The following is a 20,471-nucleotide window of genomic DNA, read 5'->3' on the forward strand; positions in this document are numbered from 1 at the left end:
TCATTGACAGATAAGAAGAAATCACGTCTTTCCATGCTCGACAGCCTCGCCGCTGCCGGGGCTGGTGCGCCGCCGCCTTCGATGATGTCCTCCAACCGCGCGCTCCGTTCGGCCCGGGATGCGGTGGATTCCCACCATGTCTGGGAGCTTGATCCGGACAGCATCCGCGATCTGCGCATTCAGGACAGGCTTGAGATCGGCGACGTGTCTGACCTGCGCCAGTCCATCGAGCAAAACGGCCAGGCCGTGCCGATCCTCGTGCGCCGCGATCCGAAGAATTCGGATAAATACATCCTCGTCTACGGCTTGCGCCGCCTGACCGCCGTGCGCGAGAGCGAAACGGTGACCAAGGTCCGCGCACTGGTGGCCACCATGTCCGAAATGGACGGGCTGCGCATGCAGGCGGCGGAAAACTCCGAGCGGCGCGATCTGTCCTACCTCGAAAAGGCCCTCTTTGCGCAGGGCCTCATGGACGGTGGCTATGGCAATCAGGACAAGGTGGCCGAGACGCTCAACGTCACCAAGTCCTGGATGTCCATGGCCAAGGGCATCCTGTTCATCCTGGGCCGCGAACTGCCCGGTCTCATCGGCCCCGCCCCCGGCATCGGCCGCCCCCGCTGGGAGGCGCTGACCAAAGGCATGAACGAGCATTACCGTTCCCGCGATCCGCTGATCGAACTGGTCGAAGAGACCCGCGCCAAGCTGGAGGCCGAGATTGCCGCAGGCAACGCGCCGGAGAAGGATCCTTCGATCCTGATCTTCGAAGCGCTCGAGAAAGCCGTTGAAAAGAAAGGCAAACGCCGTCCGCGCAAGCCCGTGACCGTCGATCTGACGCTGGAAGGCAAACCCGCCGGCAAGGCGCGGCGCACACCCAAGGGGCTCGCGCTGGATCTCAATGATCGCCGCTTTGCCCATTGGATCGAGAGGCAGTCGCAGGACATCATCACCGAATTGTACGCGCGGTACCAAGCCCGCGACAATGAAGACGAGCAGTAACAACAAAGGAGGCACGACACAGGCAAAAGAAAAGGCCCCGCAAAGCAACGCTCCACGAGACCCCTCTTAGATTAGCACCTTCAAGGTAATCGCCGGAGCTATCCCTCGCAAGTCCAAAGTGATTCGCGAGCAGGGTTTTTTGTTGTCTTCGTGAACAACTGATGCACTACCAACCCATAACGCCTGTCGGGCGGCCGGTTTCGGCTGCGCTCATGGCATCTCAGGCCGAGGTTCGGCGCCCGGCCCCCCTGCCCTCCATCGACAAATGGGAAGCGCTGCGGGTTCTGTCGGTGATTGCGCGCGCGCGGTATCGGCTGAACGACCGGGACATTTCCGTCCTCCAGGCTCTGCTGAGCTTTCATCGGGAGACCGAATTGACCGGCGACGATCCCGCCGCCCTGATTGTCTTTCCCTCGAATGCCGCGCTCTGCGAGCGGCTCAACGCCATGCCCTGTTCGACCATGCGCCGCCATCTGGCGCGTCTGGTTGAGGCCGGTCTGCTGATCCGCCGGGACAGCCCCAACGGCAAACGGTTTTCGCGCAGCAGCGCCATGGGCCGCGTGGCCTATGGTTTCGATCTGCGCCCGCTTGTGCTGCGTCACCCGGAGCATTGTGCCCTCGCCGAAGAGGCGCGGATCCGACAGGACCGCATCCGTCACTTGCGCGAACAGGTCAGTCTCATGCGCCGTGATCTCGCCGGTCTGTCGGAATGGGGCCGCTCCGAGTTGCCTGATCTGACAGATTGGGACGGCTTCGACGATCTCGCCCGCCTCACCGCCCGCGATCTGCGCCGCAAACTCGATCAGGAGACTCTTGAGTCGCTCCGGGCTGCTCTGAAAACTGCACTGGATCAGGCCCGCGATCTGCTCGAGCCTCCTTCGGAATCGCCCGAACTGAGCACCACCGACGTGCAAATTGAGCAGCACCATCAGAGTTCAAAAAAAGAAATTACTGTTTCTGAACAGGCTGAGGAAAAGGAGCGCCCCGCCCTACCCTTGCGCATGATTACGACCGTTTGTTCGGAGTTCCTCAGTTTCAGCCCACATGTCCCGCGCCATTGGCACGAGTTCGTTGCTATTGCCGAAACGCTGCGCCCGATGCTTGGAATTGCCCCCGATGCGTGGTTTGCGGCCAAGAACGCGATGGGCGTCGAACAGGCTTCTGTGGTGCTTGCTGCAATGATGCAAAGGCTCAGCGAAATCCGCGCACCCGGTGCGTATTTGCGGCATCTGACCGCCAAGGCAGAGAGCGGGCATTTCTCGGCGGGGCCGATGGTTAGGGCCTTGATGAACCGTTCTGCGTGAGAAGTTCACAGCTGTGAACTTTTATCAGAACTGGTCAGTTCACAGCTGTGAACTCGACGGTTTCAGCACCGAGGCAAAGAGCACAATCATGACCGAGCACGCGGCCACCAGCAGGAACGAGACCCGCAAGGAAGAGGCTTCCGCGATGAACCCAACGGCCGGGGGCCCGAGCAGCAAAGCGCCGTATCCCAAAGTAGCCACGGAGGCGATGGCCTGACCCGGTGGCACATCGGGATCATTGGCGGCGCGGCTGTAGCTCATCGGGAAAATCGCGGCGCAGCCAATGCCCATGAGGACGAAGCCGAGCAAAGCCACGAGCCAACTTCCGGTTGCCGAGCAGATCAAGCAACCGACCACTGCAAACACACCACTGACACGCGCCACCAGAACCCGGCCGAGGCGGGTGATCAGACGGTCAACACTGAGCCGCATGATCACCATCGTGATGGAAAAGGCGGTAAAGCCCAGCGTCGCCTGATCCGCTTCGGCCTCAAGCACGTCCCGCAGGTAAACCGCGCTCCAATCCACCGCCGTGCCTTCGCCAAGACCGGCGCCAAGCGCCATCAGCCCGACTAGGATCAGACCACCGCTTGGCAAGGCGAACATCGGCTCTTTGCCCAGTGAGACCCGTGTGGGTGAGTGCCATTCAATCGACAAGAACGGCATGATGGCGGCAGACAGGACGATGGCGGACAGCAGAAAGTGCAGACCGGGGCCGGCCTCAAAACTTGTGGCCAGATAGCCACCAGCAGCCCCAAGCCCGGCACCAAGGCTCCACATCGCATGGAAGGACGACAGGACGGGCCGGGCGAGGCGCCGCTCGACTTCCGTCGCCCATGTGTTCATCGCAACATCCATGCCGCCATGAGTCAGACCAAAGAAAAACAGCGACGCGGCCAGCATCGGAACAGTCTCTGAATAGCCGATAAACACCAAAGACAGCAGGTAGAACGCGGCCAGCCACCGGGTGACCCGGAACGCCCCATGCCGATCCGCCAGTTTGCCAGCCACCGCAAAAGAGGTCAGCGCGCCAACCCCGAGAAGCAGCAAAAGCAACCCGAGACGGCTTTCGGAGAGCGAGAGACGATCCACGAAATCCGGAATCCGGGAGGCCCAGCATCCCAGCAACGCGCCGTTCAGAATAAAAGCGGCGGCGACGCTTTTCCGGGGGGTGATAAGACGGGACATGCAAATGGCTCCAGGGATGGGTGCGACGCTCTGGCTACAAATCTGCGGAGCGGGGGGCAACCGAATTTGGGGCAGGGGGGGTGGACGTTGATACCCCTGTGGGACTAACTGAGGCCCGACACAACCGCGATATCCGATGAGGAGCCGATATGCCGCTGATGAAAAGCTGGGTCGATAGTGCAAACACCGACACCACCGACTTCCCGCTCAACAACCTGCCTTACGGGGCGTTCCTGACGGAAGAGGGCGAGCAGCACTGCGGTGTTGCCATCGGCGACATGATCCTCGACATCACTGCGCTGGAGGCGGACGGGGTGCTGGCGGTGCCAGATGAGGAAGAGGTGTTCTTCTTTGGCGACTGGACCGAGTTCATGGCGCTTGGGGCAGGGGTCTGGGAGGGCTTCCGCACCGCCGTGACCGAACTTCTGAGCGCGGATTACGCGGACCCGCAGGGGCTGACGGAATACATGGTGCCGCAGGTCGGCACGCAGTTGGTCCTGCCCTTCGCGGTTTCGGAATACACGGATTTCTATGCGAGCCTGAACCATGCCAGCAACGTCGGCACCATGTTCCGCGGGCCGGAAAATGCGCTGCCGCCGAACTGGCTGTCGATTCCGATCGGCTACAACGGCCGCGCCTCTTCTGTGCAGGTTTCCGGCACCGATGTGCGCCGCCCGTGGGGGCAGTTGAAGGCCCCGGATCAGGAGCTGCCGGTGTTTGCGCCGTGCAAGCGGTTCGACATCGAGCTGGAGATGGGGGCCATCGTGGGTCAGCCCTCCGAAGGGCCGGTGACCGTGGGTGAAGCGGATGACATGATCTTTGGCTACGTGCTGTTGAACGACTGGTCCGCGCGGGACATTCAGGCCTGGGAATACCAGCCGCTTGGCCCGTTCCAGTCCAAGGCGACCGCCACCACCATCAGCCCCTGGATCGTGCCCAAAGCTGCGCTTGAGCCGTTCCGCTGCGACACGCCAGAACGCCAGCGCCCGCTGCTGGACCACCTCAAGGAGCCGGGTCCGATGCTCTATGACATCGCGCTGGAGGTGGGCATGGCGCCGGAAGGCGGGGAAGAGACCGTCATCAGCCAGACCAACTACAACCAGATGTATTACTCTGCCGCCCAGCAATTGGCGCATCACACCACATCGGGCTGTCCGATGAGCGTGGGCGATCTGCTTGGCTCCGGCACCATCTCGGGTGTCGAGAAGCACCAGCGCGGCGCGCTTCTGGAAATCACCTGGGGTGGCAAGGATCCAATCACGCTGGACAGCGGCGAGACCCGCACCTTCATCGAAGACGGCGACACGCTGACCCTGCGTGGCGGGGCTGTGGGTGATGGCTACCGCGTTGGCTTTGGCAGCTGCACCGCAAAGGTTCTGCCCGCGCTGGACGACCCGTACAAACGCTGAGGCGGCGGTTTAACAAAATACACAATTGAACGGTGGCGCCACGCGCCATCGCCCGGTATAAGGATCGACAAATGGTTAACACGTTCAGGAAATTCGGACCTCTGCGCGCGGCTTCTGTTGCCGTGGCTCTTGCGTTTGCCACGCCCGTGGCCGCGCAGGACAGCATGGCGCTGGCGCAGGAATACACCAATCTGCCATCCGTGCAGCAGATGATGGATGATCTGTTCTCTCCGCAAGCCATGGCGGCGCAGGTCAAGGCGACGCTGCCGCCGCAGGTGACGGTGACAGAGGCACAGCTTGCCGAGATCGGGGCGGTGATGTCCGGCGCTTTGAACGGGCTGCGCCCGGAGCTGGAATCGACCATGACCGAGGTCACAGCGGATGTGTTCACGGTGGATGAGCTGACGGTGCTGATCGACTTTTACAAGTCCGAACATGGCGCGTCGATCATGGCCAAGATGCAGCCGATGATGCAGCAGGTGATGGCGCGGCTTGGGCCGGACATGCAGGCGATGCAGCAGGCGGTGACGCCGCAGATCGTGAAAATTCTTCAGGGAGGACAGTGAGATGAGCAAGGCGTTTGCCTCCGCAGGCGATATGGAAGAGAAGAAGATCAGCTTTACGCAGGTGGGCGAGGGGCTTTACGCTTTCACCGCCGAGGGCGATCCGAACACCGGTGTGATCATTGGCGACGAGAGCGTGATGATCGTCGAGGCGCAGGCTACGCCGCGCCTTGCGCGCAAGGTGATGGAATGCGTGCGCTCGGTGACGGACAAGCCGATCAGCCATCTCGTTCTGACCCATTACCACGCGGTGCGCGTGCTGGGGGCCAGCGCCTATGGCGCGCGGGAAATCATCATGTCCGATGTGGCGGCGGCCATGGTCGAAGAGCGTGGGCAGGAAGATTGGGAGAGCGAATTTGACCGCTTCCCGCGCCTGTTCCAGGGCCATGAGGAAATCCCCGGGCTGACCCGCCCGACGATGACCTTCAGCGACAGCATGACCGTGATGCTCGGCAAGCGCCGGGTCGATATCATGAAGCTGGGACGCGCCCATACCGCCGGCGATGCGGTGATCTGGGTGCCGGATCAGGAGGTGATGTTCACAGGCGATATCGTCGAATATCACAGCGCCTGCTACTGCGGCGACGGGCATTTCGGCGATTGGGAAGACACACTACTGAACATCGCGGCCTTCGAGCCGAAGGCGATTGCGCCGGGGCGGGGCGATGCTTTGGTCGGCGAGGAGATGGTGGCCAAGGCCATCGCCGCCACGGCGGATTTCGTGAACTCGACCTACAAGCCGGTGGCGAAGGTTGTGGCACGGGGTGGTACGCTCAAGGAGGCATGGGATGCCTGCCGGGCCGAGTGTGATCCGAAGTTCAAGGATTACGCGATCTACGAGCACTGCCTGCCGTTCAACGTGGCCCGCGCCTATGACGAAGCGCGCGGCATCGACACGCCCCGCGTCTGGACCGCACAGCGCGACAAGGACATGTGGGAAGCCCTGCAGGGGTGAGGCATGCGCGTCGCCCCGGTGGGGCGGCGCAACCTTGATTTCGGGCTTGTTTGGATATACATTTGCCGATGTGTATCCAAGCCCGGAGAAAGCCCATGCAAGTTGCCAAATGGGGAAATTCCCTTGCGGTCCGTCTGCCCGCCGAACTGGTGCGGGAACTGGGGCTCAAGGAAGGTGATCAGATTGATCTGGTGAAGGACGAAGGGGCCTTGCGGGTGCGGCGGGAGCCGCGTGCGGAGGAGGTTCTCGAAGGGCTGCGGCGGTTCCGGGGCACGTTGGCCCCAGAAGACAGGCTGAGCCGCGACGCCGCGCATGAGCGCTGATTTCGCCGACACCAACGTGGTGTTGTACCTGTTGGGGCAGGGGGCCAAGGCCGACCGGGCCGAAGAGATCCTGCGGCAGGGGCCACGGATCAGCGTGCAGGTTCTCAATGAAACACTGGTGAATTGCCGCCGCAAGGCGGGGCTGAGCTGGGCGGATGCGGGGGCGTTTCTGGCTGGAATAGAGACGCTTTGCCCGGTGGAGCCGCTGACACCGCAGACCCACCACGTGGGGCGGGCGCTGGCGGAGCGGTATCAGCTTTCGGTCTATGACGCGATGATTGTGGCCTCGGCCCTGATCGCGGGCTGCACCCGGCTGTGGAGCGAGGACATGCACGATGGCTTGCTGATCGAAGACCAGCTGCGCATCGTCAATCCTTTTGCCGGGTGCGCCTGACCGCAATCCGCTATGACGCTTCATGATCGCGGGTGATGCTCTGCACGTCCTGCTCCGAGGGCGGCCGCCAGCCCCGGTCCGTGTCGAGGTCAAAGGCCTTGCTCTTGCCAAAGATCTGCGCCTCCCGCTCGGCCATCAGAGTGCGGGATTTCTCGATATAGGCCTGATTTTCGCTGGTCGGGATCTTGGGATCATGCACCAAGGCCATTTCCTTGAGGATATAACGATCGTCCTCGGCGAACTTGCGCGAGACAAGCTCGGCGTCGAACGGATGCATCCCGAGCAGCTCGAAAGCGGAGCGGCCTGTGCGCACGCTTGAATCGAAGGTCTCGCGGATGATCTCGTCACAGCCCATGGCAAAGAGATCATAGACGTGCTGGCGGTCAACCGCGCGGGCAATGATTTTGACATGGGGAAAATTGCTGCGGACGTAGTGCACCAGTGCGTTGATCTGCTCCTTGCCGTCGATGGCGACGATCAGCAGGCGGGCCTTTTCGATCCCGGCGGCATGCAGCAGGTCGGGGCGGGTGGCGTCGCCGTAAAAGACCTTGAACCCGAAGCTGCGCAGCATGTCGAGATGGCCTGCGCTGTAGTCGAGCACGGTGGTGGCATGACCGGCGGCGCGCAGCATCCGGTTGACCACACCGCCAAAGCGCCCGTGGCCCGCGATGATCACTTCGCCCGCCTCTTCGATGTCATCGGCGTCCCGTTCCTGGGAGGCGACAAAGCGCGGGGCGATGCCTTTTTCAAAGAGGATGAAAAGGGCAGGGGTCAGCAGCATCGACAGGGCGACAACCAGCAGAAGCTGATCGGCCAGCGCGGGCGGGATCACCTGATTGGCGACGGTGAAGGACAGCAGCACAAAGCCGAATTCCCCCGCCTGCGCCAGACCAAGGCCAAAGAGCCAGCGATCCTGCCCCTTGATCCCGAACAGCATCGTGAGCGCCAGCAGAACGCCGGTTTTCAGCAGGATGAGGCCGAGGGTGAGGGCGATGATGGTGCCGAACTGGCCAAACAGGAGGTCAAAGTCGATCCCCGCGCCAACGGTGATGAAGAACAGGCCAAGCAGCAGGCCGCGGAAAGGATCCACGTTGGATTCCAGCTCGTGGCGGTATTCGCTGTTGGCAAGCACCACCCCGGCGAGGAAGGTGCCAAGCGCCGGGGAAAGGCCGACGAGGGTCATCAGAAGCGCAATGCCGATGACAAACATCAGCGCCGCCGCCACGAAAAGCTCGCGCAGGCCTGCCATGGCGATGAAGCGGAACAGCGGGCGGGTCAGGTAGATGCCGCCGAGGATGACGGCCCCCACGGCGCCGATGGTGACAAGACCGGCGGCCCAGGCGGGAAGTCCCTCTACGAGGCTCAGAGAAGCGCCGTGGCTGTCGCCATGGGGATCTTCCGCCCCATGGGCCCCGTGGGCGCCGGAGTGGTCCCCAGCGTGCCCTGAGGCCTCTGTGTGAGCGTCTGGGGCGTGCAGGGCGGCCTCCCCGCCCAGATCCATCAGCTCCGGCATGGCCAGAAGCGGGATGAAGGCAAGCATGGGGATGACGGCGATGTCCTGAAACAGCAGCACCGAGAAGCTCGATTGCCCGCCTTCGGTTTTCATCAGCCCCTTTTCGCCCAAGGTCTGCAGAACGATGGCGGTGGAGGACAGGGCGAGCACCAGCCCGACCGCAAGGGCGATGGTCCAGTAGAGGCCGAAGGCCAGCCCAATGACCATCACAAGCGCCGTGGTGCCGACCACCTGCAAGCCGCCAAGGCCAAGAAGGCGATTGCGCATGGACCAGAGCATCTTCGGCTCCAGTTCCAGCCCGACAAGGAACAGCATCATGACCACGCCGAACTCGGCAAAGTGCTGGATGGCGATCACGTCAACGCCCAGCCCCGCCAGAAGCGGGCTGATCACGATCCCGGCGATCAGGTAACCCAGAACAGAGCCAAGCCCCAGCCGGGTGGCGATGGGGACGGCAACAACACCGGCGATCAGGAAGACAAAGGCCAGAAGCAGGAAATCAGTCATCGGGATGGGCTTTCTGAAGCGCGGGTAGGAGGGTTTCGAGATCGGCGGTGGTCAGCACGGTCTCGCCGGTGTCTTCGGGCAGGGCGGCGGCGCCCGCGCGCAGGGCAGAGAGCAGTCCGGCATAGGCGGCGGCATGGGCGGCGATTTCGCGGTCCTCATGCGCCTTGAGCGCGCTGTAGAGCACCACCGGCGGGGCAAAGGTCATCTTGCACAGCCGCGCGGTCTGTTCGAGCGGGGTCAGGAAGCGGCGCAGGGGGAAATGCTGGTAGCCTTCGGGGGTGTAGGCCTCCTCCGAGCCACCGGCGGTTGTGGCCACAAGCAGCGTCTTGCCCGCCAGCCTGTCACCGCCATGCCCGTAGGCAAACCCGTGTTGCAGCACCAGATCCTGCCATTCCTTGACGAGGCTCGGGGTCGAGTACCAGTAGAGCGGAAACTGGAAGACGATGATGTCATGCGCCAGCAGCCGCGCCTGCTCTTTTTCGACGTCGATGTCATGGCGCGGATACTCGGCATAGAGATCAACGAAGGTGACATCCGCCAGCCTCTGCGCGGCCTTGGCCATGGCGAGGTTGGCGCGGCTGAATTTCTGACCCGGGTGGGCGAAATAGACGATGATCCTGGACACTGGCGGTTCCTCTTTGCGTCTTGGTTGAGATTGTCCGGCACCCGGGCCTGACAGGCCTCAGGAGATCAGTTTTTCGATGGCCTGCATGACCTCGGTGCGATGCTCAGGGCGGCTCGCTGCGTGATGCGGCGCGGTGAAGCGGCCGGAGTCGTTGTCAAAGTAGGCGCCGGATTTGGCGGCAAAGCTGTCATCGAGCGTGGCCTTGATCAGGATATCCGCGCCGATCGACAGGTCATTGCCGGCCACGCCGAAGCCTTCCTTGACCATCTTGGACGCCAGCAGAGAGCCGGGGTTCACGGCGATGACCGCAGGCCCGAGCGGCAGGCGTTCGGCCAGTTCCATTGACCAGATGGTTATCGCCAGCTTGCTCTGCGCATAGGCTTCCATGTGATCCATGCGCCGTGCGCCCATCATCGCCTGCACGTCAACCGGGGCCTGCGCGGCGGAGGACAGGTTCACCACGCGGCCGGTCTTTGGGATGATCGACAGGAGGCGCTGGGTCAGCACGTAAGGCGCAAGCGTGTTGACGACAAAGCGGGCGTCAAGGCCGGAGGGGGTGACGGGGCTTGGCAGGCGCAGCACACCGGCGTTGTTGATCAGCCCGTCGAGGTGATCATGTTTGGCCAGCACGGCATCGGCCAGCGCGGCCACCTGTGTCAGGTCCGACAGGTCCGCAACATAGGTTTCCGGCGCGCCGCCGACGGTTTTGGCGGCTTTTTCCAGCTTCGCCGGGCTGCGCCCGTGCAAGAGGACGGTATGGCCCGCGGCGGCGAGTTTCTTGGCGGTGAGCAGGCCGATGCCGTCGGTGGCACCGGTGATGAGGATCGTTTTGGTCATGGGGGGCTCCAATCGGGACGCAGTAAAAGGGGGTCAGTAGCGGATGAGCGTGCGGCTCTCGAGGCTCTGGCGGATCGTGGTGACGCTCTCGTCCTCGACAAGGTCGATGGCGCTGTGGGCAATCGAAGGCTGGCCCTTGTTGTCGTAGATGTTGAACACGGCGACGTCGTTCGGGGTCATCTTCGACATGTAGAGCCATTCATGCGTTGGCCCGCCGACAATGCCCATGATCTGGCCTTTGCGGTCCGGGTAGATCAGGTCCAGCAGCAGCCAGTCCTGCTCCGGCACGCTGGACGGGCGCAAAAAGCCGAGCGGGGCGGAGTTGATCGGGTTGCCGACAGGACGCCAGACATTGATGAAGGCATAGTGGCCCTGGCTCCAGACCTCCGCCTCCTCGGGGCCGAGAATGTCGATCAGGCGCTGCCGCGCCCCGTCTACGCTGTAGTCGCTGTGCACGTTGCGGGCGGGTTTGCGGGTGGCTTCGGGATCGTCGGTGCGCACCGTGTGATCAAAGATGATCACTTCCCGTGCGCCGAGCGAGTCCTTCAGAAGTGTGGTCAGCTCGGCGTCATAGGTCGCCTGCCACCGGGCTGGATCGGAGAAATCGGTCACGGATGTGGGGCTTTCGACAAAGCTGACGCTGTCGGAGGCAAAATCGGCATGAACGTCTGCGCTCCGCACGTCCCGCACGGTGATGCGGGTTTCTTTCAGTTCGGGCGAAAGCAGCTTGCCGACAACCCCGCCGGCGTCGATGTGAAACGCCTGACGTTCGGGTTTGTGGACGTGGTAGTTGACGTGGCCTTGGCGGAGCATCTGGAAAACCTTTTTGTAAGTCAGGCAGGGGCGGCGGCGGGGCGCTCAGGCGAGATCGTCGATGCCGTCGACGAGGAAGTGCACGCTCTCGGAGCCTTTGGTGCGGGCGGAAAGGTGCGGGACATAGGCGGGATCATTCATGAAGCGCAGCGCGGCATCGCGGCTGGGCCATTCGATGAGGACGCGGGTTCGGGCGGGTTGGTCCGGGCCTTCGATCTGCTCATGGGACGTCGTGCGCGCCAGATAGCGGCCACCGTGTTCCGCCACGAGCCGGGTCGCGGTGGGGATATAGGCAGCCATCCAGTCCTGGGTGGTGCTGGTGATCGCGAGGATGGAATAGCAGGGCACAGGCCGCATCCTTTGGCAAAGTGAAGGTCTGTTACGGATTTGCACTTCCATTCCGCGAATAAAACCACTGTAATTAAGTTTCAGAATTCGCAAATCGGACATAATCATGGATACTGAAAGCCTTCGCCTGTTTGTCTTGGCCGCTGAAAAGCTGAACATCAGCGCAGCGGGGCGGGAGCTTGGCATGGTGCCTGCGGTCGCGAGTGCGCGGCTGGCCAAGCTGGAAAAATCCATGGGAGCGGACCTGTTGCACCGCTCCACGCGCAAGGTGTCCGTGTCGCTGGAAGGCTCCGAACTGCTGCCTTTCGCGCGCGAGATCATCGCGCAGGAAGACGCGGCGCGGGCGGCGCTGGGGCAAAAGAGCCTCGATATCACCGGGACCATTCGCTTTACCGCGCCCAGCACCTTTGCGCAGAACTATGTGGCCCCGGTTCTGCCCGAGTTCACCGAACGCCACCCGAAGATCAGGCTCGATCTTCGGCTCTCGGATGCGCGCTATGACCTGATTGACGGCAGTTTTGATCTCGCGATCCGCAACGCGGAACTGGAGGACACCAGCCTCAAAGGGCGCAAGCTGGCGCGGGATGTGCGCATTCTGTGTGCCTCACCGGAGTATCTCGCCGCGAACGGGATGCCGGAGCGCCCGGAGGATCTGAACGCGCATCGGCTGATTGCGTTCAAGGACGGGCAGGCGCGTCCGTTGATTGGCCCGGACGGGCAGACCGGGCTCTTTGATCCGCAAAAAGGGCGGTGCCAGATCATCAGCGACGACGGCATGACCCAGAAGGTTGCCACGCTGGCCGGGGCGGGGATCTCGATCAACTCGCTGTGGAACGTGCACGAGGAACTGGCCGACGGGCGGTTGATCCGGGTGCTGCCGGGGTTTGCCTATGACGCGGATACGGCGCTTTGGCTGGTCTATCCCAAGACCAATATCCTGTCCCCGAAGGTGCGGGTTTTCATGGATTTCCTGCTGGAGAAAATCGGCAGTTGCGCGGTGTTCAGGGACGCGCGGTAAGGGATAATCTCCGGGAGCGAATGCCCCCGGAGGTCTGCGTTATGGGGTCTGATCAGAACGGTGCGAAGCCGTCCGAGGCTTCGTTGACCAGAGTCCAGCGGTCCTCCGGTGCGAGATCGGGAACCGGGACGCCGCCGCGCGCCGCCTGACCGTGCCGCCCGTAGAGCCAGAGCACGAAGTTGGAGCGCGAGCCTTCGGTGATCGGCTCGGACGCGTGAGGCACGCTGCCGTGGTGGATCAGGGCGGTGCCCGGATCGAAGGTCAGGCTTTCGACGCGGCGCGACTCGGGGTCGATGAAGCTCACACCCGAGCCGGAGAACCCTTCGCCCGGCAGGTTCAGGTTGATGTTCAGCGTCACCGAAGAGGCATCGGAGTGCGGGCGCAAAGAGGTGTCCGTGTCCGCCTTCCACTGGATCGAGAAGCCGAAGGTCTGGGTGTCGTAGCCGGCCACATCCGGGAACAGCAGGCGCGAGATCGGCCGCATGTAGCGGTTCATCAGCCCATCATAGAACGACTGGAAGCCCGGCGCGCCGAGGTAGCCTTCGGAGCGCGGATCCAGCATCGCCCCGGCGCGGTTCAGCGAAATGCCGTAAGGCGGGCGCAGCGGGATGTTGGCATCGGCGACCTTGTCCATGTAGCCGCGCAGGATCGGCAGCTTTTCGGGATCGAAGAACTGAGCCTTGTAGACGCCCGGGAAGACCTCCTGCCACAGATCGCGGACGGCGGTGTCCTCGGCCGGGTTGGCCCAGGCGGCTTTGACCGCGTCGCGCAGGGCAGGGGCGTAGAGCGACTCATCAAGCGTCAGACCGCCAAGGTCTGCATCCTGCTCCCATTCTTTCCACGCGTCTTCGAACAGCGTGGTGTTGTTGTGCCAGAAATCCTGCACCGAAGGGGCGCGGCGCAGCATGGCTTCGCGGCTTGGGCGGGCAATGTCGCGGGCGAGGGCGAGTGAATTGAGGGTCATGGTGTGTTCCACATTCGGGTTGATCTGATTTGTGACAAGCAAATATTGCCCCGATAACGGGATATAAATGGCGTAATGTGGATAAGAGTTTTCGCGATTTGAGAGTAATGGCCGGGCGCTAGTATTGCACGCCCAGCGTCAGCGCCCCGTCGACCAGCAGGTTGGTGCCGGAGACAAAGCTGGCGGCGGGGCTGGCGAGGAACAGAGCGGCGCGCGCGACTTCTTCGGGGGTGCCCATGCGGCCAAGCGGGTTCGCGGCGACCTGTTGCTTGAAGAAATCGGGGTTGTTGGCCTCCGTGCGGCCCCAGACGCCCTCCTTGAAATAGATGTTGCCAGGAGAGACCGCGTTCACGCGGATCCCGTCCGGCGCAAGAGACCGGGCCAGACCTTTGGCGTAATTGAGTACGGCGGCTTTCATCGCGCCGTAGGGCTTCGGGCCGCCGGGCGTGTGCAGCGCGGCGATGGAGGCGATGAAGACCATGGCGCCGGCTTCGGCGTTTTTCAGGTGTGGAATGGCGGCCTCGGCGCCGTGAAAGGTCGCCATCATGTCGACCTGGAAACTGGCGTTCCAGGCGGCTTCGTCATTGGCAAGGTTCATCGCGCTGGTGTTGGCGATGAGGATGTCGAGCCCGCCGAAGGCTTCGGCGGTGTCATTGATCCAATCGGCCTGCGCCTTGGCATCGGAGGCGTCGAGCGCGGTGCCGCGCACCCGGGCTTCGCCGGAGGAGAGCGCGGCGACGGCATCATCCACCCCGTCCTGGCTGCGCGCGCAGATCGAGACGTTGCAGCCTTCGGCGATCAGAAGCTCCGCAATGGCGCGTCCGATGCCGCGCGTGCCGCCAACAACGGCCGCGGTTTTTCCCTTGAGCATGAGATCCATGATTGCCCGTTCCTCGTGTTTGATGGGTCTGAAAGGATCCGCGGGGTCAGCGGATCGGAGAATGCGCCGTTCCGGTCATCCGGTGCACAACGGTCTTCTCCACATCCACCAGCCTGCGCACGGTGGGTTTGAAATTGGTCTGCCAGTCCTCGGACTCGTAGACTGCCTTGTAGAGCGCTTCGCGATGCGCTTCGTCGTCAAAGCGCCGGATCCAGATGTGCAGGCTGTCGTCTTGCTCGCCGCGAAACATCGCCGGGATCACCATCCCGCGCGCGGTCATGAACGGGGCCACGCGGGTTTCCATGAAGTCGATCCATTCATCCATCTTGCCGGGATAGACCTGGTATTGGCGGATTTCGAAAAGGGCCATATGCGTAACCTCCTGGGTCAGAACGGGGTGAAACCGCCGTCGATGCTGTAGATGCTTCCATTGATGAACTTGGCGTCGTCGCGGCACAGGAAGGCGGTGAGCGCGGCGACCTCGCTGGTGTCGCCGTAGCGTCCGGCGGGGATGGCCGAGATGACCTTGTTGCGGGCCTCGACCGGATCGCCGTCCGAGGCGTCGGCCTCCACCGCTGCCAGCATGTCGGTGTCGATCTGCCCCGGCACAATGACGTTGATGCGGATGCCTTCGCCCGCGTGGGCCTTGGCCCCGACACGGGTCAGGCCGATGACCGCATGTTTGCTGGCGCAATAAACCGGCATGGTCGCCCGTCCGCCCTGCACCCCGGCGGCGGAAGAGACATTGACGATCGCCCCGCCGCCGTTCCGCCGCATGGCGGGGATGGCGTATTTCATCATCAGAAAGCTGCCGGTCACGTTGATCGACATGACCCTTTCGAAGTTCTCAAGGGACTGGTGTTCGATCAGGTTGCTTTCCCCGACAATGCCCGCGCCGTTGAACAGAATATCGACGCGCCCGAACGCCTGTTCGGTCCAGTCCACGAGATCCCTGGCCTCTGCCTCGATGGAGACATCGGATTTGCGGATAAAGACCTGATCGCCGATGGCGCGCAGCGCGTTCAGGCGGGTCTCGTTCCTGCCGGAGGCGACAACCGTGGCGCCGTCCGCCACGAGCCTTTCGACTGTCGCGACCCCGATTCCGCCGGTTGCCCCGGCGACGATGGCCACTTTGCCCTTGAGTGGTTGCGACATGTTTTGCTCCCCGGCGTGTTGTGCTCAGCCGTTTGCGGCTTTGCGATTGGTGTCTTCGTGCTCCGAATCAGCCGCTTCGGCGGCCTCTTCCTCGGCGTATTTTCTGGTTTTGAAGTCCTTGCCCCAGCTCTGCATGGCCATGATGATCGGCTGAAGCGAGCGTCCGTACTCTGTCACTTCGTATTCGACTCGGGGCGGAACTTCGGCGTGCACGGTGCGTTTGATCACGCCGTCCGCCTCCAGTTCGCGCAGCTGCAGAGTGATCATGCGCTCGGTCGCGTTCGGGGCCAGTCTGCACAGCTCTCCGAAGCGCTTTTTACCTGAAAGCAAACGACAAATCAGGATTGGCTTCCACCGTCCGCCAATCACCGTGAGCGTTGCTTCGACATCGCATCCCGTCTTCCAATTGTATTGCCGTGCCATCCGTTTTCTCCTGCAAGATTTCCAATACTTACAAAAATGTAGGTACTTGCCAGAATCAACGCAACCTCTCAAATTGATGAAAACAAGTCAACTGGGAGCCAATCATGAAAGCCTTGGGATACTCGGAGCAGGGACCTGTCACTGTTGCCGGTTCTGTCGTCGAATTTACTGCCGCTGACCCGCAGCCGGGTCCGAACGATCTGCTGGTCGAGGTGCGCGGCGTGTCCGTCAATCCCGTGGACTTCAAGGTTCGCGCCAACCGTCCGCCCCCCGAGGGTGATCCGAAGATCCTTGGCTGGGACGCCGCGGGCGTGGTCAAGGCGGTCGGCTCTGACGTGACCCTGTTCAAGGTTGGGGATGAGGTGATGTACGCCGGCGAGTTCACCCGCGATGGCTCCAACGCCGAGCTGCAATGCGTGGATGAGCGTCTGGTCGGGCGTAAGCCGTCGACGCTGGGTTTTGCGGATGCGGCGGCCTTGCCGCTGACCAGTATCACGGCCTGGGAAATGCTGTTTGAAAGCCTGCGCGTGGACGAAGGCGGCGGCGAAGGCGAAGCGCTGCTGATCATTGGCGGGGCAGGGGGGGTCGGCTCGATCCTGATCCAGCTTGCCAAGGCGTTAACCAAGCTCACCGTTGTGGCGACGGCCTCGCGTCCGGACACGATAGACTGGGTGACGAAGATGGGGGCGGATCACGTGGTGAACCACCGCAACAACCTCGCCGAGGAAATGAGCGGGTTGGGCATCGCGCCGAAATATGTCGCGACCCTGACCAACACCGACGATCACTTTGATGCCATCGTCGAAATGATCAAGCCGCGCGGCCATATCGCGATGATCGACGATCCGCAGAACGTGGCAATCGGCCCGCTCAAGATGAAGGCGCTGACCTTCAGCTGGGAGTTCATGTTTGCCCGTTCGCTGCACAAGGCAGATGACATCATTGAACAGCACAAGCTGCTGAACCGGGTGGCTGACCTGGTGGATCAGGGTGAGGTTGTCTCTACCGCGAACAAGACGCTGGGCGCGCTCAGCGAAGACACTCTGCGCGAAGCGCTGGAACACCAGTCCAGCGGCAGCGCCATCGGGAAGACCGTTCTGGACGGATTTTCCGGGGCCTGAGGGCGTCAAGGTTTGGGAGGGCCGCAGACTTATGCTTTTGAGTGCTGAACATCGCAAAATGGTGCCGTCGGCTTTCGACGATATCAGTTTTGACCTGTGCAAGAGGCGCGGGGATGTCATCCTGATGAGCGCGGATCTGGCGCATTACTGCGACATGTATCAGGTCACGCGGGATCTCCCGGACCAGTATGTCGAGGTCGGCATGGCCGAGCAGAACCAGGTTGGCGTGGCCGCCGGTCTGGCGAAGGCCGGGTTTGTGCCGATCACCTCGACCTTTGGCAGCTATGCCTCGCGCCGGTGCTTTGACCAGATGGTCATCTGCATGGGTACGAGCAAGAAGACCGGCATTTGCCTGGCGTTTACGCCGGGCATCACCAGCCCGGCCCCCATCCACCATCAGGGAACCGAAGATCTGGGCATGTTGCGGGCGGTGCCCCATGCCACGGTAATTGATCCGATGGATGTGACCGATTTTGCGCAGGCGCTGGACCTGGCCTGCGATCTGCCGGGACTGGTGTATATGCGCGGTCATCGCGGCGCGACGCCCAGCCTGCTGGATCCGGCGCGCTTCAAGTTCGAGCTTGGCAAGACCTACCCGCTGCGGGAAGGGCGGGGGATCGGGGTGATCTCCTGCGGGCATGCCTCGCAATGGGCGCTGGAGGCGTCTGACATTCTGGCAGAGCAGGGGGTGGATCATTCCTTGCTGCACGTGCCGACGATCAAGCCGGTCAATGAGCAGGAAATCGTGGAGTACTGCTTTGCCCATGACGAGATCGTCACGGTGGAGAACCACCAGGTGTCGACCGGGCTGGGCGGGCTGGTCAGCGAGATCACATCAAAGATAGGCCGCGCCCCGCGCATCACGCGCATCGGCGTGCCGGACACCTGGGCGCCGGGCGGCTCGCTCGGGCATATCCGGCAGCATTTTGGATTGGACCCCGCCGCGCTGGCGGGACGTATTGCGGGGGTTGCGGCATGAGCGAAGAAAAACGTCTCAAGACCCTGGAACTCTGGGCCGCCAAGATTCGCCGCAACGTGGTTGATATCTGCATGCAGCGCGGCGGGTATGCCGGGCAGGGCGTTGCCCTTGCCGACGTTGGCGCCTGCATCTTCTTTGACGAGCTGCGCCCGGACGGGCAGGGCTGGTACAAGGACCGTTTCATCAATTCCAACGGCCACGACACGATCATCAACTTTGCCGCCATGGCGGAGATGGGCATCTATACCATGGACGAACTGCGCACGATGGGCGCGGATGGTTCGCCCATCGACCAGAGCCCGATCGAAGGCGCGCGCGGTTTCGAGATCACCTCCGGCTCGCTTGGCACCGGTGTCAGCCAGGCGGCGGGCATGGCCTTGGGCGAGCGCAAGAAAGGCAGTGATCAGCGCGTGATCTGCCTGCTGTCCGATGGCGAGTTGCACGAGGGCAGCGTCTGGGAGGCCTTCATGTTCGCGGCGCACTACAAGCTGTCGAACTTCGTGGTGATCATCGACAACAACGATCTGGGAGCCACCGGCAAGACATCGGATGTCATGGCGGTGGAGCCGGTGCGGGAGAAGATGGAGGCCTTCGGCTTTCACGCCCGCCAGATCAACGGCAACAGCATCCCGGAAATCCTGGCCTGTTTCGAGGAGGCGAAACAGCTCAGGGACAAGCCCTATGCCATCGTGGCAGACACCAAGATCTTTGCCGGTATCGACGTCTATCAGGACGCTATCCCCTTTGCCCATTTCGTCGGTGCGAACGGGCGGTGGGACACCGGATTCCTCGAATGGGAGCCGGGCTGGCAAGAGATCCTTGAAAAAATTGACCGATTGGAGGCCGAATTGGCGGCGCTCCACTAAGGCGTCCGGCCCATACTGCTGGTGAAGACAAAACCAAGACCACCAGCCCTTACAGTCCAAAAGGGAGGAGACTGAATATGAAACTCGCGACGTGGATGAAGACCCTGGCCGGAGCGGCGGCGGCATCAATGCTGCTTGCCCCGGTGGCGCAGGCATTGGAAATCAAGGTGGGCAGTTTCGAGCCGGAAAGCCACTACCTTGTCCAGCACGTGTATATTCCCTACCTCGAAGAAATCGAGCGCCGCACCAATGGCGAGCTGACCTTCAAGTGGTTCCACGGCGGCACCCTGGTCAAGGCACCGCAAACGGTTGACGGCCTGAAGTCCGGCCTGGTGGATCTGGTGGTCACAACCGGCATTTTCACACAGGAAAGCCAGTTCCCGGCGACCCACGTGATGACCCTGCCGTTCCAGTTCGACAGCACCGTCGAAGCGAACCACGTGTTCCAGAAACTGTACAACACCGTGCCGGAGGTTCAGGCCGAGTTTGACGGGCTGGTGCCGCTTGGCTTCCACGTATCGGACTTCTTCAACCTGCACATCCACAAGGACGTGAAGGCGGTCGAGACCCTCGCGGACCTGCAGGGTCTGGAGATCGGCGGGTTCTCGAAATCCTCCGTGACATACAGTGACATGCTGGGCGCGACGCCGCGCAACCTGCCGCTGGCGGATATCTACGTGACCTTCCAGCGCAAGGCGATTGATGGCGTGTGGTTCCCGACCGCGCCGCTGATCAAGTGGAAGATGACGGACTTTGCCAGCAACCACTCGCTTGTGGGCGGCCCGTTCATCATGATCCCGATGACCATGAGCCAGCAGACCTGGGACAAGCTGACACCCGAGCAGCAGGAGATCTTCCGGTCCATGGAAGACGAGCTGACCAACTTCACCGGGGCCATCGTGGACAACCGTCGCAACTCGACCCTGTCCAAGGTTGAGGCGCGGGGCGACCGGATCATCACCTTTGACACCGAAGCCAAGGCAGAATGGGTTGCGGCGACCAAGCCGGCCTATGACACCTGGCTTGCCACCATGGCCGACAAGGGCATCGACGGCGACGCCATCCTGGCCAAGGTTCGCGAGTACACCACCGAGTTCAAAGGCATGGACTACACCGCTGCCGACTGGTGGGGCAACGACTGGCAGGAGTGATCCTGCGACCAAGGCCGGGCGCCGGAGCGCCCGGCCCAACGCTGATCCGCAAACTGCCGGGGCAGGCTTGCCAGGGGACGGAGCGGATCGCGCAACTCACATGGACAGACGCGCAAGCGGGGTGGAGACATGGGCCAAT

At 62.5% G+C, this 20,471-nt stretch carries 23 protein-coding genes; 12 read left to right on the forward strand and 11 right to left on the reverse strand.

Annotation, left to right across the window (positions count from 1 at the left end):
• Window positions 1-3: 3 nt before the first annotated feature.
• A complete protein-coding gene (repB, locus tag E4662_RS22765; RefSeq protein WP_136443939.1) occupies window positions 4-996 on the forward strand; it encodes a plasmid partitioning protein RepB in 993 nt (330 codons plus the stop codon).
• A 161-nt stretch (window positions 997-1,157) separates the two neighbouring features.
• A complete protein-coding gene (gene repC / locus E4662_RS22770) occupies window positions 1,158-2,300 on the forward strand; it encodes a plasmid replication protein RepC (protein WP_136443940.1) in 1,143 nt (380 codons plus the stop codon).
• Window positions 2,301-2,339: 39 nt separating this feature from the next.
• Here the strand turns inward: repC and E4662_RS22775 are convergent, their stop codons facing one another.
• Window positions 2,340-3,488, reverse strand: a complete 1,149-nt coding sequence (locus E4662_RS22775) for an MFS transporter (RefSeq protein WP_136443941.1) — start codon at window positions 3,486-3,488, stop codon at window positions 2,340-2,342.
• 149 nt (window positions 3,489-3,637) lie between these two features.
• Between E4662_RS22775 and fahA the strand changes: the two genes are divergently transcribed.
• The 5 genes from fahA to E4662_RS22800 all read left to right on the forward strand — a co-directional run bounded on the left by fahA (window position 3,638) and on the right by E4662_RS22800 (window position 7,132).
• The gene (gene fahA / locus E4662_RS22780) at window positions 3,638-4,897 is read left to right on the forward strand and encodes a fumarylacetoacetase (RefSeq protein WP_136443942.1); all 1,260 of its coding nucleotides are present in this window, start codon (window positions 3,638-3,640) and stop codon (window positions 4,895-4,897) included.
• A 71-nt stretch (window positions 4,898-4,968) separates the two neighbouring features.
• Window positions 4,969-5,463, forward strand: a complete 495-nt coding sequence (locus E4662_RS22785) for a DUF2059 domain-containing protein (protein WP_136443943.1) — start codon at window positions 4,969-4,971, stop codon at window positions 5,461-5,463.
• Window position 5,464: 1 nt separating this feature from the next.
• A complete protein-coding gene (locus E4662_RS22790; protein ID WP_136443944.1) occupies window positions 5,465-6,415 on the forward strand; it encodes an MBL fold metallo-hydrolase in 951 nt (316 codons plus the stop codon).
• 95 nt (window positions 6,416-6,510) lie between these two features.
• A complete protein-coding gene (locus E4662_RS22795; protein ID WP_136443945.1) occupies window positions 6,511-6,738 on the forward strand; it encodes an AbrB/MazE/SpoVT family DNA-binding domain-containing protein in 228 nt (75 codons plus the stop codon).
• Window positions 6,728-7,132 (forward strand): PIN domain-containing protein, encoded by a 405-nt coding sequence (locus E4662_RS22800; RefSeq protein ID WP_136443946.1) that lies wholly within the window; start codon window positions 6,728-6,730, stop codon window positions 7,130-7,132. The genes E4662_RS22795 and E4662_RS22800 overlap by 11 nt, the downstream gene beginning before the upstream one ends.
• 10 nt (window positions 7,133-7,142) lie before the next feature.
• Here E4662_RS22800 and E4662_RS22805 read toward each other — a convergent pair whose 3' ends face one another.
• Genes E4662_RS22805 through E4662_RS22825 form a run of 5 tightly spaced genes read right to left on the reverse strand, consistent with a single transcriptional unit; the run spans window position 7,143 to window position 11,775 of the window.
• A complete protein-coding gene (locus tag E4662_RS22805) occupies window positions 7,143-9,152 on the reverse strand; it encodes a cation:proton antiporter domain-containing protein (protein WP_136443947.1) in 2,010 nt (669 codons plus the stop codon).
• Complete coding sequence (locus tag E4662_RS22810; protein ID WP_136443948.1) at window positions 9,145-9,777, reverse strand: NAD(P)H-dependent oxidoreductase; 633 nt, start codon at window positions 9,775-9,777, stop codon at window positions 9,145-9,147. The genes E4662_RS22805 and E4662_RS22810 overlap by 8 nt, the downstream gene beginning before the upstream one ends.
• Before the next feature lie 57 nt (window positions 9,778-9,834).
• A complete protein-coding gene (locus E4662_RS22815; RefSeq protein WP_136443949.1) occupies window positions 9,835-10,614 on the reverse strand; it encodes an SDR family NAD(P)-dependent oxidoreductase in 780 nt (259 codons plus the stop codon).
• A gap of 33 nt (window positions 10,615-10,647) precedes the next feature.
• Window positions 10,648-11,427 carry a CmcJ/NvfI family oxidoreductase gene (locus E4662_RS22820; RefSeq protein WP_136443950.1) on the reverse strand — a complete coding sequence of 260 codons (780 nt, stop codon included), beginning with the start codon at window positions 11,425-11,427 and terminating at the stop codon, window positions 10,648-10,650.
• A 45-nt stretch (window positions 11,428-11,472) separates the two neighbouring features.
• Window positions 11,473-11,775 carry a DUF1330 domain-containing protein gene (locus E4662_RS22825; RefSeq protein WP_136443951.1) on the reverse strand — a complete coding sequence of 101 codons (303 nt, stop codon included), beginning with the start codon at window positions 11,773-11,775 and terminating at the stop codon, window positions 11,473-11,475.
• A 106-nt stretch (window positions 11,776-11,881) separates the two neighbouring features.
• On the opposite strand from E4662_RS22825, the gene E4662_RS22830 reads away from it, so the two are divergent.
• Complete coding sequence (locus tag E4662_RS22830; protein WP_136443952.1) at window positions 11,882-12,793, forward strand: LysR family transcriptional regulator; 912 nt, start codon at window positions 11,882-11,884, stop codon at window positions 12,791-12,793.
• 52 nt (window positions 12,794-12,845) lie between these two features.
• Here the strand turns inward: E4662_RS22830 and E4662_RS22835 are convergent, their stop codons facing one another.
• From E4662_RS22835 to E4662_RS22855, 5 genes are all read right to left on the reverse strand, one after another.
• Window positions 12,846-13,757, reverse strand: coding sequence for a 2OG-Fe(II) oxygenase family protein (locus tag E4662_RS22835; RefSeq protein ID WP_136443953.1), 912 nt, complete (start codon window positions 13,755-13,757; stop codon window positions 12,846-12,848).
• A 118-nt stretch (window positions 13,758-13,875) separates the two neighbouring features.
• Window positions 13,876-14,637, reverse strand: coding sequence for an SDR family NAD(P)-dependent oxidoreductase (locus E4662_RS22840; protein ID WP_136443954.1), 762 nt, complete (start codon window positions 14,635-14,637; stop codon window positions 13,876-13,878).
• A 46-nt stretch (window positions 14,638-14,683) separates the two neighbouring features.
• Entirely contained in the window at window positions 14,684-15,007 is a 324-nt protein-coding gene (locus tag E4662_RS22845; protein ID WP_136443955.1) for an NIPSNAP family protein, read from the reverse strand.
• Between the two features lie 17 nt (window positions 15,008-15,024).
• Window positions 15,025-15,792 carry an SDR family NAD(P)-dependent oxidoreductase gene (locus E4662_RS22850; protein WP_136443956.1) on the reverse strand — a complete coding sequence of 256 codons (768 nt, stop codon included), beginning with the start codon at window positions 15,790-15,792 and terminating at the stop codon, window positions 15,025-15,027.
• Window positions 15,793-15,816: 24 nt separating this feature from the next.
• Window positions 15,817-16,215: a winged helix-turn-helix transcriptional regulator gene (locus tag E4662_RS22855; RefSeq protein WP_136443957.1), complete on the reverse strand. Its 399-nt coding sequence runs from the start codon at window positions 16,213-16,215 to the stop codon at window positions 15,817-15,819.
• A 104-nt stretch (window positions 16,216-16,319) separates the two neighbouring features.
• On the opposite strand from E4662_RS22855, the gene E4662_RS22860 reads away from it, so the two are divergent.
• The 4 genes from E4662_RS22860 (at window position 16,320) to E4662_RS22875 (ending at window position 20,332) form a co-directional block, all read left to right on the forward strand.
• Window positions 16,320-17,336 (forward strand): zinc-binding alcohol dehydrogenase family protein, encoded by a 1,017-nt coding sequence (locus E4662_RS22860; RefSeq protein ID WP_136443958.1) that lies wholly within the window; start codon window positions 16,320-16,322, stop codon window positions 17,334-17,336.
• A gap of 31 nt (window positions 17,337-17,367) precedes the next feature.
• The gene (locus E4662_RS22865) at window positions 17,368-18,315 is read left to right on the forward strand and encodes a transketolase family protein (protein WP_136443959.1); all 948 of its coding nucleotides are present in this window, start codon (window positions 17,368-17,370) and stop codon (window positions 18,313-18,315) included.
• Complete coding sequence (locus E4662_RS22870; protein ID WP_136443960.1) at window positions 18,312-19,181, forward strand: thiamine pyrophosphate-dependent enzyme; 870 nt, start codon at window positions 18,312-18,314, stop codon at window positions 19,179-19,181. The genes E4662_RS22865 and E4662_RS22870 overlap by 4 nt, the downstream gene beginning before the upstream one ends.
• A gap of 77 nt (window positions 19,182-19,258) precedes the next feature.
• Entirely contained in the window at window positions 19,259-20,332 is a 1,074-nt protein-coding gene (locus E4662_RS22875) for a TRAP transporter substrate-binding protein (protein ID WP_136443961.1), read from the forward strand.
• Window positions 20,333-20,471 lie beyond the last annotated feature (139 nt).

Source organism: Pacificoceanicola onchidii (assembly GCF_004804335.1).
In the GTDB taxonomy this organism is placed as follows: domain Bacteria; phylum Pseudomonadota; class Alphaproteobacteria; order Rhodobacterales; family Rhodobacteraceae; genus Pacificoceanicola; species Pacificoceanicola onchidii.

What these genes read in the sequence shown, in the direction of transcription:
- repC (WP_136443940.1), top strand. Translation starts at nt 1,158, where the DNA reads ATGCACTACCAACCCATAACGCCTGTCGGGCGGCCGGTTTCGGCTGCG.
- E4662_RS22775 (WP_136443941.1), bottom strand. Translation starts at nt 3,488, where the DNA reads ATGTCCCGTCTTATCACCCCCCGGAAAAGCGTCGCCGCCGCTTTTATT.
- fahA (WP_136443942.1), top strand. Translation starts at nt 3,638, where the DNA reads ATGCCGCTGATGAAAAGCTGGGTCGATAGTGCAAACACCGACACCACC.
- E4662_RS22785 (WP_136443943.1), top strand. Translation starts at nt 4,969, where the DNA reads ATGGTTAACACGTTCAGGAAATTCGGACCTCTGCGCGCGGCTTCTGTT.
- E4662_RS22790 (WP_136443944.1), top strand. Translation starts at nt 5,465, where the DNA reads ATGAGCAAGGCGTTTGCCTCCGCAGGCGATATGGAAGAGAAGAAGATC.
- E4662_RS22795 (WP_136443945.1), top strand. Translation starts at nt 6,511, where the DNA reads ATGCAAGTTGCCAAATGGGGAAATTCCCTTGCGGTCCGTCTGCCCGCC.
- E4662_RS22800 (WP_136443946.1), top strand. Translation starts at nt 6,728, where the DNA reads ATGAGCGCTGATTTCGCCGACACCAACGTGGTGTTGTACCTGTTGGGG.
- E4662_RS22805 (WP_136443947.1), bottom strand. Translation starts at nt 9,152, where the DNA reads ATGACTGATTTCCTGCTTCTGGCCTTTGTCTTCCTGATCGCCGGTGTT.
- E4662_RS22815 (WP_136443949.1), bottom strand. Translation starts at nt 10,614, where the DNA reads ATGACCAAAACGATCCTCATCACCGGTGCCACCGACGGCATCGGCCTG.
- E4662_RS22820 (WP_136443950.1), bottom strand. Translation starts at nt 11,427, where the DNA reads ATGCTCCGCCAAGGCCACGTCAACTACCACGTCCACAAACCCGAACGT.
- E4662_RS22830 (WP_136443952.1), top strand. Translation starts at nt 11,882, where the DNA reads ATGGATACTGAAAGCCTTCGCCTGTTTGTCTTGGCCGCTGAAAAGCTG.
- E4662_RS22835 (WP_136443953.1), bottom strand. Translation starts at nt 13,757, where the DNA reads ATGACCCTCAATTCACTCGCCCTCGCCCGCGACATTGCCCGCCCAAGC.
- E4662_RS22840 (WP_136443954.1), bottom strand. Translation starts at nt 14,637, where the DNA reads ATGGATCTCATGCTCAAGGGAAAAACCGCGGCCGTTGTTGGCGGCACG.
- E4662_RS22845 (WP_136443955.1), bottom strand. Translation starts at nt 15,007, where the DNA reads ATGGCCCTTTTCGAAATCCGCCAATACCAGGTCTATCCCGGCAAGATG.
- E4662_RS22850 (WP_136443956.1), bottom strand. Translation starts at nt 15,792, where the DNA reads ATGTCGCAACCACTCAAGGGCAAAGTGGCCATCGTCGCCGGGGCAACC.
- E4662_RS22855 (WP_136443957.1), bottom strand. Translation starts at nt 16,215, where the DNA reads ATGGCACGGCAATACAATTGGAAGACGGGATGCGATGTCGAAGCAACG.
- E4662_RS22860 (WP_136443958.1), top strand. Translation starts at nt 16,320, where the DNA reads ATGAAAGCCTTGGGATACTCGGAGCAGGGACCTGTCACTGTTGCCGGT.
- E4662_RS22865 (WP_136443959.1), top strand. Translation starts at nt 17,368, where the DNA reads ATGCTTTTGAGTGCTGAACATCGCAAAATGGTGCCGTCGGCTTTCGAC.
- E4662_RS22870 (WP_136443960.1), top strand. Translation starts at nt 18,312, where the DNA reads ATGAGCGAAGAAAAACGTCTCAAGACCCTGGAACTCTGGGCCGCCAAG.
- E4662_RS22875 (WP_136443961.1), top strand. Translation starts at nt 19,259, where the DNA reads ATGAAACTCGCGACGTGGATGAAGACCCTGGCCGGAGCGGCGGCGGCA.